Source organism: Psychrobacter sp. NZS113, assembly GCF_015864825.1.
Lineage (GTDB): Bacteria > Pseudomonadota > Gammaproteobacteria > Pseudomonadales > Moraxellaceae > Psychrobacter.
In genome coordinates this window covers 1-17,202 of record NZ_JADYWL010000008.1, presented here as the reverse complement: position 1 = coordinate 17,202, position 17,202 = coordinate 1, and the positions used below count along the sequence as shown (strand labels likewise).

General features: G+C 42.3%; 10 protein-coding genes and 1 tRNA gene. 1 reads left to right on the top strand and 10 read right to left on the bottom strand.

Annotated elements, in window-relative coordinates; translation table 11 throughout:
• Nucleotides 1–35: 35 nt before the first annotated feature.
• Nucleotides 36–2,648, top strand: coding sequence for a penicillin-binding protein 1A (locus tag I6E61_RS11830; protein WP_197134970.1), 2,613 nt, complete (start codon nucleotides 36–38; stop codon nucleotides 2,646–2,648).
• A 166-nt stretch (nucleotides 2,649–2,814) separates the two neighbouring features.
• Here I6E61_RS11830 and I6E61_RS11825 read toward each other — a convergent pair whose 3' ends face one another.
• From I6E61_RS11825 to I6E61_RS11780, 10 genes are all read right to left on the bottom strand, one after another.
• Nucleotides 2,815–3,342 carry a DUF6586 family protein gene (locus I6E61_RS11825; RefSeq protein ID WP_197134969.1) on the bottom strand — a complete coding sequence of 176 codons (528 nt, stop codon included), beginning with the start codon at nucleotides 3,340–3,342 and terminating at the stop codon, nucleotides 2,815–2,817.
• 274 nt (nucleotides 3,343–3,616) lie between these two features.
• Entirely contained in the window at nucleotides 3,617–7,834 is a 4,218-nt protein-coding gene (gene rpoC / locus I6E61_RS11820) for a DNA-directed RNA polymerase subunit beta' (protein WP_194198101.1), read from the bottom strand.
• A gap of 188 nt (nucleotides 7,835–8,022) precedes the next feature.
• Complete coding sequence (gene rpoB, locus I6E61_RS11815; RefSeq protein ID WP_197134968.1) at nucleotides 8,023–12,141, bottom strand: DNA-directed RNA polymerase subunit beta; 4,119 nt, start codon at nucleotides 12,139–12,141, stop codon at nucleotides 8,023–8,025.
• Nucleotides 12,142–12,847: 706 nt separating this feature from the next.
• Nucleotides 12,848–13,219 carry a 50S ribosomal protein L7/L12 gene (gene rplL / locus I6E61_RS11810; protein WP_011514491.1) on the bottom strand — a complete coding sequence of 124 codons (372 nt, stop codon included), beginning with the start codon at nucleotides 13,217–13,219 and terminating at the stop codon, nucleotides 12,848–12,850.
• Nucleotides 13,220–13,345: 126 nt separating this feature from the next.
• Nucleotides 13,346–13,873, bottom strand: a complete 528-nt coding sequence (rplJ, locus tag I6E61_RS11805) for a 50S ribosomal protein L10 (protein WP_110924113.1) — start codon at nucleotides 13,871–13,873, stop codon at nucleotides 13,346–13,348.
• Nucleotides 13,874–14,305: 432 nt separating this feature from the next.
• The gene (rplA, locus tag I6E61_RS11800) at nucleotides 14,306–15,007 is read right to left on the bottom strand and encodes a 50S ribosomal protein L1 (protein ID WP_110924114.1); all 702 of its coding nucleotides are present in this window, start codon (nucleotides 15,005–15,007) and stop codon (nucleotides 14,306–14,308) included.
• Complete coding sequence (rplK, locus tag I6E61_RS11795; protein ID WP_110924115.1) at nucleotides 15,008–15,439, bottom strand: 50S ribosomal protein L11; 432 nt, start codon at nucleotides 15,437–15,439, stop codon at nucleotides 15,008–15,010.
• Between the two features lie 91 nt (nucleotides 15,440–15,530).
• The gene (gene nusG, locus I6E61_RS11790; RefSeq protein WP_110924116.1) at nucleotides 15,531–16,061 is read right to left on the bottom strand and encodes a transcription termination/antitermination protein NusG; all 531 of its coding nucleotides are present in this window, start codon (nucleotides 16,059–16,061) and stop codon (nucleotides 15,531–15,533) included.
• 94 nt (nucleotides 16,062–16,155) lie between these two features.
• Nucleotides 16,156–16,641: a preprotein translocase subunit SecE gene (gene secE / locus I6E61_RS11785; protein ID WP_197134967.1), complete on the bottom strand. Its 486-nt coding sequence runs from the start codon at nucleotides 16,639–16,641 to the stop codon at nucleotides 16,156–16,158.
• A 51-nt stretch (nucleotides 16,642–16,692) separates the two neighbouring features.
• Nucleotides 16,693–16,768 (bottom strand) — tRNA-Trp (locus I6E61_RS11780).
• Nucleotides 16,769–17,202: the final 434 nt, after the last annotated feature.

Here is a 17,202-nt window from a genome sequence, read left to right as displayed (position 1 = left end):
TTATCTGTTGCAAATTTTAATTGATAAGTCTCCTTATGATCAAAAAAAATGCTACCGCCCGACTGATTCATTTTTTGGTAGGGCTTTTTGTCGCCTGCTTAGCATTAGCGGTTATCTTAGCCCTTGCTGTGCCTATCGGTTTTTATGGTATGGCGATGTATTTATCGCCAACGTTGCCTAGCACTCAAGAGATCAAGACGGCAAAGTTAGAGATGCCATTACAAATATATAGTAGTGACGACAAACTAATTGGTCAGTATGGCAATCGCTTATCACTACCGATTACTTTCGAAGATATTCCTGAAGACCTTACTCATGCCTTTTTAGCAGCAGAAGACGCCTCTTTTTTTCAACACAGTGGTATTAGCATCAAAGGTTTAGGGCGCGCTGTTACTGAAGCGGTCACCGATGATAATAGTCAAACAGGCGGCTCTACCATCACGATGCAAGTCGCCAAAAACTATTTTTTAAGTTCAGAGCGGACCTTAAATCGTAAGTTAACTGAATTGTTCTTAGCGCGTAAGATTGAAGATGAACTCAGCAAAAATGATATTTTGACGCTTTATGTCAATAAAATATATTTAGGCGAAGGTGCCTACGGTGTACGTGCCGCTGCCAAAAAATATTATAGTAAATCACTAGAAAACCTCACTATTGCTGAGACAGCAATGTTAGCTGGCCTGCCAAAAGCACCCTCTAAATACAACCCTGTGGCCAATCCTGAGCGTGCGTTAACTCGCCGTAACTGGATCATTGGGCGCATGCATGAGTTGGGTTACATCACTAAAGCTCAACGTGATGAAGCGATCGCCTCTCCTATTGGTATTAACCTTTATCAAGAGAAGCTTGACGTCAATATGCCATATTTGGCAGAAATGACGCGCTCCACTTTGGTCCAGCGCTATGGCAAACAAGTCATGCAGAGTGGCTGGCGTGTTCGCCTTACCGTTGATAGTAAAGCACAAACAGATGCTGAAGCTGCAGTATTGACAGGTCTCGTCGCTTACGATCATCGTCATGGATGGCGAGGTGCTGAAGCGAATGATGAACCTCTAGAAAACTTCCGTCGCTATAGCAATATGTCGCCTGCTAAAGTAACCAAGATAAACTCTCGTAGTTTTGATGCCGTTATGCCTTCAGGTGAAACGGTAACTGTTAATTGGTCAGGCATGCGCTGGGCAAGTAAATATATCTCTGCTAATCGCATTGGCTACGCTCCTAGTAATGCTAGCCAAATAGTCAGTAAGAACGATATTATTCGCCTAATTCCAACCAGTAATAACAATTGGCAGCTGGCACAAGTACCTAAAATACAAAGTAGTCTCGTTTCATTGAATCCAGCGACTGGTGCCGTTAATGCCTTAGTGGGTGGCTTCGATTTCAATCACAGCAAGTTTAACCGAGCGTTACAAGGCTGGCGTCAACCAGGCTCAACGATTAAACCACTTGTCTATACAGCAGCGCTAGAAAAAGGCTATCGTCCCGATAGTATTGTGTCAGATAGTCCTATTCAAGTCGGTGAATGGAAACCTAAAAATTCTGATCAACGCTTCTTAGGTGACATCACTCTACGCCGTGGCCTTTATTTGTCTCGTAACTTAGTATCTATTCGTCTATTACAAGCCATTGGTATTGCTGATACCCGTAGCCTATTAGATCAATTCGGCCTTGATAAAGAGAAACTTCCAACCACTTTATCGTTAGCACTGGGTGCAGGGCAAGCAACACCCTTACAGATGGCAACTGCCTATGCCACTTTTGCCAATGGTGGCCATCGCGTACAACCCTATTTCATTGAACAAATTTATAATTATAGTAATAACCTATTATTTCAGGCGAACCCACAACAAGCATGTGCCAAATGCTTCAATAAAGATCTCGAAAAGCGTAATAAAGAGTCAATCGAAAATTATAATCAGTCGATTGAAGATGAGAGCAAAGCGGTCAGTAGCGAAGTAACTGTTGCAGAACAAGATGTAGAAGGTACTGAACAAAACGATAAAGCCATCGATTTAAGTGTCTATGATGCTAGCCCACAAGCGGATCGTTTAAAAGCACCTGCGGTTCAGTATGCATTGGCCAAACAAGCGCCTCGAATATTGAAACCTAGAGTTGCTTTTGATATGGCAGATATTTTACGTGACGTCGTTCAGCGTGGTACAGCAGTACGTGCAAAAGCACTAGGACGCGATGATATTGGCGGAAAAACAGGTACTACTAACGACGCTAAAGATGCTTGGTTTGCAGGCTTTCACCCTACCAATGCAACGGTCGTATGGATGGGCTTTGATCAACCAACTACCATGGGCCGTCACGAATACGGTGGTGTGGCAGCATTACCTGTTTGGATGGACTTTATGAGAGCCCAGCTTAAGGATACACCTCGTCAGTGGGTATCTAATGACCAAGGCTTTACACCTACCAGACAAAAAAAGAAAACGACAAGAAGCAGCAAGACTGACGACAATACATCTGAGAAACCAGTTTCTACGCAAACACAACAGCGTACACCTGTAGCACCTGAACCTGCTGCAGAATCAAGTAATTCACAAACCTCAAGATCAGAGAATCGCCGTAATAATGATGTGGTATCGCAAAACCCACTATCAGTAACGCCAGTTGAAACGCTTCCACCGATGCCAGAGTAAACTATCTAAAATATTAACTGATGTTGAATATAAAAAAGCCTGTTTAGACAACTCTAAACAGGCTTTTTTATATCTGGAAATTATAGCAATGATGTCCTGCTTCACGTAGCTTATCAGTCAGATTTTCTATCAACACCAAACTTACACCACTCTACTGGTAGATTTGCTAAAACTCAACCATTCCAGCACGAAGCTGTTCAATCAGCTCTAAAAACTGCTGACGCCATTCGCGTATCGTTGATTCATCTGGTAACCACTGGTTCGATAAAGTAACCACGTTAACGATGAGATCCGATGACTGCTTCGTATTGTTGCTTAATTGTTCATCAACGACTGTATCTGGTGGTACCGCATAAAGACAGCGCTGGTAAGCACGCTCTATATTGGCCAAAAACCCTTGCTGCTGTAGCTGCTGTAGACGCTGAATCTCAGGAGATACTTGCGTACTTTCACTCAAGGCTTGTTCGATATCTGACAATGTTGGTGCTGGCATATTCAAATTATAGAAATAACCAAGCTCTTGAGTAAATGCAAGAAAAGCCCCGTATAGATGAAAAATAGCAGTCTCACAATGTGCTTGATACAGCTGCTTATCATTGGTACTTCCTGCTGATTGGCAAGAGAGACGGCAAAAATAAAGTTTTTGATTGGTTCGATCTGCCTGATATTTGGCAACACGTGTTTTACCTGCCATTTTCTACTTATCCTTATATTAATCATAAATATAACCAGTTAGCGCATCCATAACTTATAAGATGAAGTTTTGAGTGTCCTACTAACTGAAACAACCTTGCTAGAAAGTATATCAGCTAAAAAATAGCGGCGCTATATTAAGACTTATTAGCTTACTAGATATAGCATTAGGCCTATTATTCTCATTGCTTTGCTTATCTATAAACGTAAAAAAGCCAGCAACTTAGGCTGGCTTTTTTATTAAGCTAAGAGTGAATCAAAAATATCTAATACTATTAGTTATCTTGGTTCAGCTCTTGTGCAAAAGCTTCATCAAAGCTAGCAAAGTCTTTACTATCAGTGCTAGCAGTCATGTCAAACGCTGCATTAAGATCTTTATCTTGTAGCTTTTGATCCGCTTTCTCTTTACGTGCTTTATGATAAGCAAGACCAGTACCTGCAGGAATCAAACGACCAACAACCACGTTTTCTTTCAGGCCACGTAACTCATCCACTTTACCAGTAACGGCAGCCGCAGTTAGTACACGTGTCGTTTCCTGGAATGACGCAGCTGAGATAAAGCTTTCTGTTGCCAGACTTGCTTTAGTGATACCCAGTAATTGACGCTCAAACTGTACTGGGAATTTATCTTCCGCTTCCAGTTTTTCATTCAATGCTTTGATATCAGCATACTCTGCTTGATCACCTTTAAAGTGGCTTGAATCGCCGCCGTCGGTGATTTCAACTTTACGCAACATCTGACGAATAATAACTTCGATGTGCTTGTCGTTGATTTTTACACCTTGCAGACGATAAACGTCCTGTACTTCGTTAACGATATAATCAGCAAGTGCAGTTTGTCCTTTCAGACGCAAGATATCATGCGGGTTTTGTGGACCATCAGCGATAACTTCACCACGTGCTACTGTCTCGTTTTCGAAGACGTTGATTTGACGCCATTTCGGGATTAGCTCTTCATGAATCTCACCATCTTCATTGGTGATGATGAAGCGATTCTTACCTTTGGTCTCTTTACCAAAGCTTACGACACCTGTCATTTCTGCCATGATCGCATGATCTTTTGGACGACGTGCTTCGAATAGATCGGCAACACGTGGTAGACCACCGGTAATATCTTTAGTTCCTGATGATGCCTGTGGTACACGACCTAGGATCGAACCAGCTGCTACTTTTTCACCATCGCTAACGCGAATGATAGTTTCAGCAGGTAGGAAGTAAACTACTTCTTTACCTTCATCAGTATTCAAGATAATAGCAGGACGTAAGTCTTTTGCTGAGCTTGAACGGTCACGAGTCGCTAGAATCTCAAATGAGCTCATACCAGTCGCATCATCAACTTTCACTGTTGCAGTCATACCATCAGTGATGTCACTGAAGCGTGCTGTACCAGCAAATTCTGTGATGATTGGATGCGTGTGCGGATCCCATTTAGCGATGGTCTGACCGCCTTCAACCTGATCTTCGTGTTTCACAAGAACGCTAGAACCATAAGGTACTTTATAACGTTCACGCTCACGGCCAAGATCATCAGTCAATGCAATTTCAGCTGAACGCGATACGATAACCAAATGGCCATCAGTATGTTGAACGGTTTTCATGTTTTCGAAATGCGCTTGACCAGCATTACGTACAGAGATGCTATTGTCCACAGATGCAGAGCTTGCAGCCCCACCCACGTGGAAAGTACGCATGGTTAACTGAGTACCAGGCTCACCGATAGACTGTGCAGCCATAACACCAACTGACTCGCCGATGTTCACTTTATGACCACGAGCCAAATCACGGCCATAGCACTGTGAACAAACGCCATGCTCAACATTACAGGTAATAACTGAGCGTACCCAGATATCGTCGATAGCGTTTTCGTCAAGCACATTGACCCAATGCTCATCGATCAACGTACCTGCTGGAATCAATACTTTATCAGCATCATCGTTATAATTCACATCACGTGCAGTGACACGACCAAGTACTAGTTCACCCAACTTCTCAATGATTTCGCCACCTTGAATATGTGGTTTCATGAGCAAGCCTTGCTCGGTACCACAGTCATCAGTGGTGATGACTAAATCTTGTGCGACATCAACCAAACGACGAGTCAGGTAACCTGAGTTAGCCGTTTTCAGTGCCGTATCCGCTAGACCTTTACGTGCACCGTGAGTTGAGATGAAATACTGTAGTACGGTCAAACCTTCACGGAAGTTAGCTTTAATTGGGGTTTCGATGATAGAACCATCTGGCTTAGCCATCAAACCACGCATACCAGCCAACTGACGAATCTGTGCTGCACTACCACGAGCACCAGAGTCTGACATGATAAAGATAGAGTTGAATGACTTCTGCTCTTCTTCTTCACCTTTAGCATTCAAGATCTTATCTGTTGCCAAGTTATCCATCATCGCCTTAGCGACTTTGTCATTAGTACGTGACCAGATATCAACTACTTTGTTATAACGCTCACCAGCAGTTACAAAGCCTTGCTCGAATTGATCTTCGATTTCGCGAACTTCGCCTTCTGCTACTTCGATGATTTGCTTCTTCAATGGTGGGATGACCATGTCATCGATACCAATAGACACGCCAGACAATGTCGCTTGAGCAAAACCAAGATACATCAATTGGTCAGCAAACATGACACTTTCTTTAACGCCTACTTTGCGATAGCAAGAGTTAATCAGACGAGAGATGTTTTTCTTCGTCATTTCTTGGTTACATTCATCAAACGTCATACCTTTAGGCATGATGTTCCAGATAAGTAAACGACCAGCAACCGTATCTTTGATACTGATTTCTTTGGTTTGGTTACCTTCTTCATCAATATGCGTCTCAGTGACACGCACTTTGATTTTAGCATTTACATGTAGATCGTTTGAACCAATCGCACGCAATGCTTCATTGACGGTAGCAAAAACCATGCTCTCGCCTTTAGCATTGATAGAAGAGCGACTGATGTAGTACAAGCCCAATACAACATCCTGTGATGGTACGATGATTGGATCACCGTTCGCAGGTGACAAGATATTGTTGGTAGACATCATTAGCGCACGTGATTCTAACTGTGCTTCTAGCGTCAATGGCACGTGAACGGCCATTTGGTCACCATCGAAATCGGCGTTGAATGCGGTACAAACGAGCGGATGCAATTGGATTGCTTTACCTTCGATTAGTACTGGCTCAAATGCCTGTAGACCCAAACGGTGAAGTGTTGGTGCACGGTTAAGAAGCACTGGATGCTCACGGATAACCATGGCCAGCATATCCCACACTTGTGGCTCTTCACGCTCTACCATCTTTTTGGCGGCTTTAATCGTTGTTGCCAAACCATGAGACAATAGCTTGTTATAAGTAAATGGCTTGAATAGTTCAAGTGCCATTTTCTTCGGTAGACCACACTGATGTAAACGTAGTGTTGGACCTACAACGATAACCGAACGACCAGAGTAATCGACACGCTTACCAAGTAAGTTTTGACGGAAACGACCTTGCTTACCTTTGATCATATCTGCCAAAGACTTCAATGGACGCTTGTTACTACCCGTGATGGCACGACCGCGACGACCGTTATCTAACAATGCATCAACTGACTCTTGCAACATACGTTTTTCGTTACGTACGATGATATCAGGAGCGCTTAGCTCAAGCAGACGCTTTAGACGGTTGTTACGGTTGATGACACGGCGATACAAATCGTTTAGATCCGAAGTCGCAAAACGGCCGCCTTCTAGTGGTACTAGTGGGCGCAAATCTGGTGGTAGTACTGGTAAGATGTTCATTACCATCCACTCAGGCTTGTTATTAGAATCACGGAATGCTTCTAATAGCTTAAGACGCTTAGACATCTTTTTAAGCTTAGTTTCAGAACCTGTTTGTGGAATCGCTTCACGTAGCTCATCAATCTCGATATCTAAATCGATATCTTTTAATAAGTCTTGAACCGCTTCAGCACCCATTTTAGCAGTGAATTCATCACCAAACTCTTCAAGAGCTTTGAAGTAATCTTCATCATCAAGCAACTGATATCTTTCTAAGCTGGTTAGACCAGGCTCAGTCACGATGTAGCTTTCAAAATATAGAACACGTTCGATATCACGTAGCGTCATGTCTAACAATAGACCGATGCGGCTTGGTAATGATTTTAAGAACCAAATATGTGCAACTGGGCTAGCCAAGTCGATGTGGCCCATACGGTCACGACGAACTTTAGCAGTCGTAACTTCTACGCCACATTTTTCACAGATAACGCCTTGGAACTTACGGCGCTTATATTTACCACACAAGCACTCAAAATCTTTTACTGGGCCAAAAATTTTGGCACAAAAAAGACCATCACGTTCAGGCTTGAACGTACGATAGTTAATAGTTTCAGGCTTTTTCACTTCGCCATGTGACCATGACTTGATGACGTCAGGTGAGGCTAAAGTAATTTGAATGCTATCAAACTCTTGGTTACCGTTGCCGGTAGGGCTTTGCATGATATCGAGTAAATCTTTCAAGTTGCTTCTCCGTTATCTTTATAATCATCTGATAGCGCATTTTTGACGCAAATAAGATGAATGAAGGCAATGAATAGGGTTGAGACAAATCACTAAAAGCAGCAGCTATGCGCGTACTGCTTTTAGATTGACCACTAAGGATAATAATTAACTGAAGCTATGTTAAAGGTAGCCTCAGCCAGCCGTGCTTAATGGGTTTGCTTTAACTCAATATTAATACCCAATGATTTGATTTCTTTGGTCAGTACGTTAAACGATTCAGGCATACCTGGATCCATATACTGCTCACCATCAACGATGTTTTTATACATACGCGTACGGCCTTCAACGTCATCCGACTTAACAGTCAGCATTTCCTGCAACGTGTAAGTCGCGCCATACGCTTCTAGTGCCCAGACTTCCATCTCACCGAAGCGCTGACCACCAAACTGAGCTTTACCGCCCAATGGCTGCTGCGTGACTAGTGAGTAAGAACCAGTTGAACGTGCATGCATTTTGTCATCAACCAAATGGTTAAGTTTGAGCATGTACATATAACCAACGGTCACTTTACGGTCAAACTTCTGACCAGTACGGCCATCATACAATGTCTGCTGACCATCACGGTCCATACCAGCAAGCTCTAGCAAGTCTTTGACTTGACTCTCTCTTGCACCATCAAACACTGCAGTACCCATTGGTACACCGCCGCGTAAGTTGTCTGATAATGCCATGATGTCATCATCACTCAAGCTATCAAGATCAACTTGCTCGCCGCCTACTTGGTTATAGATTTTGTCCAAGAAACCACGTAGCTCTTTGATCGCTGCTTGCGATTTGAGCATACCATCGATTTTCTCTCCCAAACCTTTGGCTGCCATACCCAAATGCGTCTCTAGAACCTGACCGATGTTCATACGAGATGGTACACCAAGCGGGTTCAATACGATGTCAACGGTATTACCATGTTCATCATAAGGCATATCTTCGACTGGCATGATGCGTGATACGACACCTTTGTTACCATGACGACCAGCCATTTTATCACCAGGCTGAATACGACGCTTAACCGCTAGATAAACTTTAACGATTTTTTGGACACCATGTTGTAAATCATCACCAGCGGTCAATTTGCGTTTTTTCTCAGCAAACTTAACATCGATGTCTTTTTGCTTATCAACTAAGTACTCAGCGATTTGCGTTAGACGCTCAGAGATTTCTTCTTCAACTGGCTGAATATCAAGCAAGGTCTCAAGGCTCATATCTTTCATATCAGCCAAGGCCATAACCGTACCGGCTTTTAGACCAGAACCACCACTGACTTTTTGGCCATCTAATAGATTACCAATACGACCACGTGCTGCTTCTTCAAAGATACGTAGCTCTTCTTTTAAATCTTTGCGATAGCTATCAAGCTGTGATTTTTCAATCGCTTTTGCACGTGCATCTTTTTCGACACCATCACGAGTAAAGACTTGTACGTCGATAACCGTACCTTTGCTTGATGTAGGAACACGTAAAGACGTGTCTTTTACATCAGCTGCTTTTTCACCAAAGATAGCCCGGAGCAATTTCTCTTCTGGCGTTAGTTGCGTTTCACCTTTTGGCGTCACTTTACCAACTAGGATATCACCAGCGTCAACTTCAGCACCGATATAGACGATACCTGCTTCGTCAAGACTTGATAGTGCTGCTTCGCCAACGTTTGGAATATCAGCAGTAATCTCTTCTGTACCCAACTTGGTATCACGCGCCACACAAGTCAATTCTTGAATATGGATAGTGGTGAAACGATCTTCTTTAACCACTTTCTCAGATAGCAAGATTGAATCTTCGAAGTTGTAACCATTCCACGGCATAAATGCGATGCGAATGTTCTGACCTAGTGCTAGCTCACCAAGATCCGTTGATGGACCATCTGCCAAGATATCACCCAAAGCAATCTCATCGCCTTGGTTAACGATGATACGTTGGTTGATACAAGTGTTTTGGTTAGAGCGCGTGTATTTAACTAAGTTATAAATATCGATACCCGCTTCACCAGCAGTCATCTCGTCTTCGTTTACACGAACAACGATACGTGATGCATCAACATCTTCAATCACACCGCCACGCTTAGCGATCACACAAACACCAGAATCACGAGCAACATAGCGCTCCATGCCAGTACCTACTAACGGCTTATCAGCACGTAGCGTAGGAACAGCCTGACGCTGCATGTTCGATCCCATTAAGGCACGGTTAGCATCATCATGCTCTAGGAACGGAATCAAACCTGCTGCGACCGATACTACCTGACTTGGCGACACATCCATATGCGTCACTTTTTCTGGCGGCATGCGGACGAATTCACCATAGCTACGGACACTGACCATCTCGTCACTTAGTGCACCATCTTCAGTCAATGGTGAGTCAGCCTGTGCAATGACAGTACCTACTTCTTCAATAGCTGATAGATATTCAATGATATCCGTTACTTTACCGTCAACCACACGGCGATATGGCGTTTCTAAGAAGCCAAAGCTGTTGGTTTTAGCAAAAGTTGCCAATGAGTTGATAAGACCAATGTTTGGACCTTCAGGAGTCTCAATCGGGCATACACGGCCATAATGGGTATCATGTACGTCACGTACTTCAAAGCCTGCACGTTCACGAGTCAGACCACCGGGTCCTAGTGCTGATACACGGCGTTTATGGGTAACTTCAGACAACGGGTTGTTCTGATCCATAAACTGTGACAACTGGCTTGAACCAAAGAACTCTTTAACCGCAGCCGCAACCGGCTTAGAGTTAATCAAATCTTGTGGTGACAAGTTATCAGATTCCGCTGAGCTCAAACGCTCTTTAACTGCACGCTCTACACGTACTAGACCAACACGGAACTGGTTTTCTGCCATCTCGCCCACTGAACGAATACGACGGTTACCCAAGTGATCGATGTCATCGACTTCACCGCGGCCGTTACGAATCTCAATCAGCTCTTTCAATACATTCACGATGTCAGCATTGGTCAGGACACTACGTTCGCGCTGAATATCTGGATCATCTGTATTATCAAATTCCAACCCTAGACGGCGATTGAACTTCATACGACCAACGTTTGACAAGTCATAACGATCTGCATTGAAGAACATGCTTTCGAACAGTTTTTCAGCAGTTTCGACCGTTGGTGGTTCACCTGGACGCATTACTTTATAGATTTCGATCAATGCTTCTTCACGGCTCGATGTGCTATCAGCACGTAGCGTGTCAGCAATATAACTACCCTGATCGATATCATTGGTGAATAGAATGCTGAATTCTTTGATAGATTCACTGGCTTCAAACGCACTCAATTTAACCAATAATTCATGGTCAATTAAGGTGTTAGCACGAGCGATAACTTCATCATTAACCACGATATCTTCAGCTAAGATACGCTCATATAAATATTCATCAGGCACAGCAATTTTCGTCATACCAGCTTCTTCTAGCTGACGGATACGACGTGCATTGATACGTTTGCCCTGCTCTACGATGACGTCACCTTCAGGCGACACGATATCAAACTGAGCCATCTCACCGCGCAAGCGATCAGCAACCAGATCAATCTCAAACGTCTCTTCGCCTTTATAAACAGCTACTTTATCAAAGAAAAGATCTAAGATTTCAGAAGTGGTCAGACCTAGTGCACGTAGAATGATTGAAGCAAGTAGCTTACGACGACGGTCAATACGAGCAAATACTAAATCTTTTGCATCAAATTCAAAATCTAACCATGAACCACGGTAAGGAATGATACGTGCGTTATAAAGCACTTTACCACTTGAATGCGACTTACCTTTGTCATGGTCAAAGAACACGCCAGGTGAGCGATGTAGCTGTGATACGATAACACGCTCTGTACCATTGATAATAAAGGTACCGTTGGCAGTCATTAATGGCATTTCGCCCATATAGACGCTTTGCTCACGGATATCTTTGATAGCAGCTTTGCTGTCTTTATCTTTGCTGTCTTTATCTTTGATGATCAAACGGATTTTGACACGCATCGGCGCAGCAAATGTTGAACCGCGTAAGATACACTCACGCTCATCAAATTCAGGCGTGCCTAAATAGTACTCAACAAATTGTAGCTCTGCGTTACCAGAGTGACTCTCAATTGGGAAAATAGAGGAATACGCAGCTTGCAAACCAGTATTCTCACGAGCTTTCGGCTTTTTGTGCTCTTGCAAAAATTGCTCATAAGAATCTACTTGAATAGACAATAAGTAGGGAATGTCCATCACAGTGGGCAATTCAGCAAAACTTTTGCGAATACGCTTTTTTTCAGTATAAGAATATGCCATCGAGAGTCCTTACAGTAAACGTGGAAACAAATTAAAATCGAGGCCAGGATGCATAGATATTATGTATCTTGACGACGTAAACGATAATATAAAACGGGTGTTCGTGTTCAGTTCATGTCTTTTGGTTAATTACTACTTTACTAATCAATGCTTATTTAGCACACTTCATTCAATCTTGGAATTGGTGTCTAGGTCAGTCTATATGCCTACTCAAACTGACAATTTCAATATCATATAATCTACAATACATTGCCCTTATGGCTCAATTTACAAATACACTTACAATATCTTGTACTGCGGTTTAAAATTCATCATCAAAACTGTTATCGTCGCTGATATATACCGTCTACGAGCCTACATACTGACAGTAAAATCATTCTATATGGATAACCTAAGATCAATAGCTTTTCAGAAATAACAATAATCGGGGTAACTATAACTTTCAGAATCAGTATAAACTATAGTGTTAATAGGAAAGCATGCAGACACAAAAAAATGCCAAACATCTACGGACGTTTAGCTCATATTAACTGATTTTAATAACTGGCATGTGTGCTTGCATGTATATCGTCTGTCCTTTTGATGGGTATCCACCGTGTTGTTGCATACGTATGTTGGCAGACACAAAAGGTCAAGCTACGAATTATAGTAAAAAAAAGCTGGCAATGCAAGGCATTACCAGCTTTTTTTCGTACAGCTGTTAAACTTATTTTAGTTCAACAGTTGCGCCAGCTTCTTCAAGTTTCTTTTTCAACTCTTCAGCTTCAGCTTTGTTAACGCCTTCTTTGATTGGAGCTGGAGCGCTTTCAACCAAATCTTTCGCTTCTTTCAGGCCAAGACCAGTAGCTTCACGTACGGCTTTAATTACGCCAACTTTCTTCTCGCCAAAGCTGGCAAGAACTACGTCAAACTCGTCTTTTTCTTCAGCAGCAGCAGCAGCAGGGCCAGCAGCAGCAGGTGCAGCAGCAACAGCAGCTGTTACGCCGAATTTTTCTTCCATAGCGCTGATTAATTCAACGATATCCATTACTGACATTTCAGCGATTGCGTTTAACACATCATCTTTAGATAGTGCCATGAGAACTCTCCGTTATCTGATAAAAATTAATTGATTTTAATATCGCTTGGATTGCTTGCCAAATTTTCAAATAGTGTTGGCAATATAGTGCAATCAACGATGTCAAAGTTACGTTAAAACAAGCAATTAAGCAGCTTCTTTTGCGTCTTTGATTGCTGCGACAGTGCGAACGAACTTGCCAGGAACTGCGTTCATAGTCTGGACAAGCTTGGTCACTGGTGCATTCATAGTAGCCATCAAGATAGAGAGTGCTTCGTCGCGAGTTGGTAGCTTCGATACGCGCTCTAGCTCTTCTGGACCATAAACAACACCACCAACTGATACCAATTTGGTCTCTAAAGCTTTGTTTTCTTTGCTGAAGTCGAAAACGACTCTAGCAGCAGAACCCAAGTCTTCCATAGAGAAAGCCAAAAGTAGTGGACCAGTCATACGGTCTGACATGCTCTCAAACTTAGTGCCTTCAAAAGCGCGTCTTGCTAGTGTATTTTTTACCACTTTCAAAACAACGCCTTTTTCACGGGCTTGTTCGCGTAGCTTAGTAAGCTTTGCAACACCAATACCATGATATTCGGCAGCTACTGCTGAGTAAGCATTAGCAGCAACTTCAGACACTTCAGCCACAACTTGTTGTTTTTGCTCTAGCGTTAATGCCATAAGTTGACTCCTTTAATCTTATCAATCTGCTCAGTATTTTAATTCTTAAAAACCGAAATTTTCAGTTATTAAACGACTAAATTAGACTGACTTGATACGACACGTTACTTCTAAACTCTATAGCAATAGATTTTATTAGTAACGACTGATTACGGCACCGTTATCAGAATGACATCAAGTGATAGATTGAACTATCGGCTCTTATCAACAACTGGGTGGATCACCGTCTGCGTAGGACAACTGAGATTTTCATCTGTAGTCGATTAAAAAAAGCAGCTTGTTATCACATCTAACCATTCGAAAATTGCTATCTATGACGCTAAACCACTCTCTACCTACGGTCTTAGACAGCGTAGCATATGCTACGCTGACCTAATTTTTTAGAATTTGTTTGTACTCATTATTCAAAATATTTGAAGAGTGAATACTTAATTATTTAGCAGTGCGATAAGGAACAGCATCAATAGTGATACCTGGACCCATAGTGCTAGACAAGGTAATTTTCTTAATGAAAGTACCTTTAGAAGTAGCAGGCTTAGCACGTTTTAGATCTGTGATTAATGCTTCAGCATTTTGAATAACTTGCTCAGCAGTAAAACCAACTTGACCAATAGTAGTATGAATAATACCTGCTTTGTCTACACGATACTGTGCTTGACCCGCTTTAGCATTTTTCACAGCTTCAGCAACGTTTGGCGTTACTGTACCGACTTTCGGGTTAGGCATTAGACCACGTGGACCTAGGATAGTACCTAATTGACCAACAACACGCATTGCATCAGGAGCAGCAATAACGATATCAAAGTCCATGTTACCAGCTTTGATTGATTCTGCTAGGTCTTCAAAACCAACGATGTCTGCACCAGCTTCTTTAGCGGCTTCAGCAGCAGCGCCTTGAGCGAATACAGCAACGCGTTTGGTTTTACCAGTACCAGCAGGTAGGTTGGTAGCGCCACGAACTACTTGATCAGATTTACGTGGGTCAACGCCCAAGTTTACTGCGATATCAATAGACTCTTTGAATTTTAGCGCAGGCAAATCATTTAAGATTTGAACGGCTTCTTCCATAGTGTATTGCTTTTCGTTATCAACACGGCTTTGAATTTCTTTTTGACGTTTGGTTAGCTTGCTCATTTACACACCCTCCACGGTAATACCCATTGAACGTGCAGTACCAGCGATGGTACGAACAGCAGCGTCAAGGTCAGCTGCAGTTAGATCTTTATCTTTGGTCTTAACGATTTCTTCTAACTGTGCACGGTCAACTTTACCGACTTTAGCAGTGTTAGGTGTACCTGAACCTTTAGCAACACCAGCAGCCTTACGTAGTAAGTATGAAGCTGGTGGTGACTTCATGATGAAGGTAAAAGACTTATCGCTATATACAGTGATCTCAGTAGGAATCGGTAGACCCGGCTCTTGGTTTGAGGTCGCAGCGTTAAATTCTTTACAGAACGCCATGATGTTCACGCCTTTTTGACCCAATGCTGGACCAATCGGTGGTGAAGGATTTGCTTTGCCTGCAGGCACTTGCAGTTTGATGTAACCATCAATCTTCTTAGCCATGATACTCTCCTAAATGGGTAATAACGCTAAATCAATATGCTATGTAAGCTTATTGACTAATAGCTCCCCGGTTGATGAATTTGTTATGGGTTTAGTCTAGCTTTTCAACTTTACTAAACTCAAGCTCAACCTGAGTCGGTCGATTAAATACGTTTACTGTCAAATGTAGTTTAGACTTTTCGTAATCGACTTTTTCCACCATACCTTTAAAGTCAGTGAACGGACCGTCGATAACCAATAACTCTTCGCCCGGCTCAAATAGCGTTTTAGGACGGGGATCGGTTTCAGTCTGATTCAAACGGTTTAGAATACGGTCAGCTTCTACTTGCGTAATCGGCGCTGGTGTTTCAGGCGTACCGCCAATGAAACCCATAATACGTGGACACTCTTTAACGATATGCCAAGTATTGTCATTCATTTCCATTTGGATCAAAACATATCCTGGAAAGAATTTACGCTCACTTTTACGCTTTTTGCCGTCTTTCATTTCGACGACTTCTTCAGTAGGAACCAATACGTCACCGAATGATTCAGCGAAGTCACTACGATTGATACGATCAGTTAATGAACGCTGTACTTGCTTTTCATATCCTGAAAACGCTTGGACAATATACCAACGCATATCACGCTCCTAATCGTTATAAGTAAAATTTTGAGTTACAATATTTAAGTTAGAGCGAATCGTCATACACGATAGTATGCTCAACTTCAAATATTTAACCGATAAATATGCCAACGAACCAATTGAAAAAATTATCTAACAGCCAAACAAAAAGCCCAGCAATACCAATCACGACAATAGCTTGCCATGTGTATTGAAAGGTTTCGTCTTTACCTGGCCATGTTACTCGGCGTAGCTCAACAGCGGCATCTTTTAATAATATTTTAAAAGCGCGGCCTTGATGCGTTAATGCCAAGCATACTAATGCAAATACAATAAGAGCGACAATGATACTAATACGTACCCAAACATCATTGGCAGGTTGCCAATAGCCAGGTAAATACTGGTTGACCAGAGTCGCGCTAATTAAAACTGCTGCAGCAAGTAGCCACAAGATCAAATCTTTGATTGAGCCAGTCTTAGCAACTTCAACAGCAGAAGTATTGACCGCTGAGATATGCTTATCTTTAGACAGCATTCCACCAGCAACCGCCTTGGCATCAGATAACTTAGTCTCGAGGTTATCTTGATTATTGCTCATAAAGAACTCGCTTCGGAGATGGTGGGGTACAACAAAGATGTGATAAGAAGATGGCAGGCGATGTAGGACTCGAACCTACAACCCTCGGTTTTGGAGACCGATGCTCTACCAATTGAGCCAATCGCCTATGGGTGTAAAGGACAGCATTATACAATATTGAGCATAAAATGCAAGCCTTTAGCGGTAAAATTGTTATTTTTACCTAGTTTTCTCTTATTCAGCATACCTACTCCATCAACTGACCATTTAATTAGGCTGATAATGTGAGTACCTGATAAGAAGCTGCGTTAATATATCAAGCTATACTACAGATTACAATAGTCTAGATTAGAAATAAATTAACTCTATAGTTAATAGTCTTTATTTAGAAGTTCACTCCTATAATGAGTATGACTATAGATAGCTAAACCCATAGCTTTTCTTTAGTTATAACCACCCATAAAAAAAGCCGTTCTCAATAAAGAGAACGGCTTTTGACTAACAAGTTAAATACTAGGATCAGTATTAAACGTTTACGTTAGCAACAACACCAGCGCCTACAGTACGGCCGCCTTCACGAAT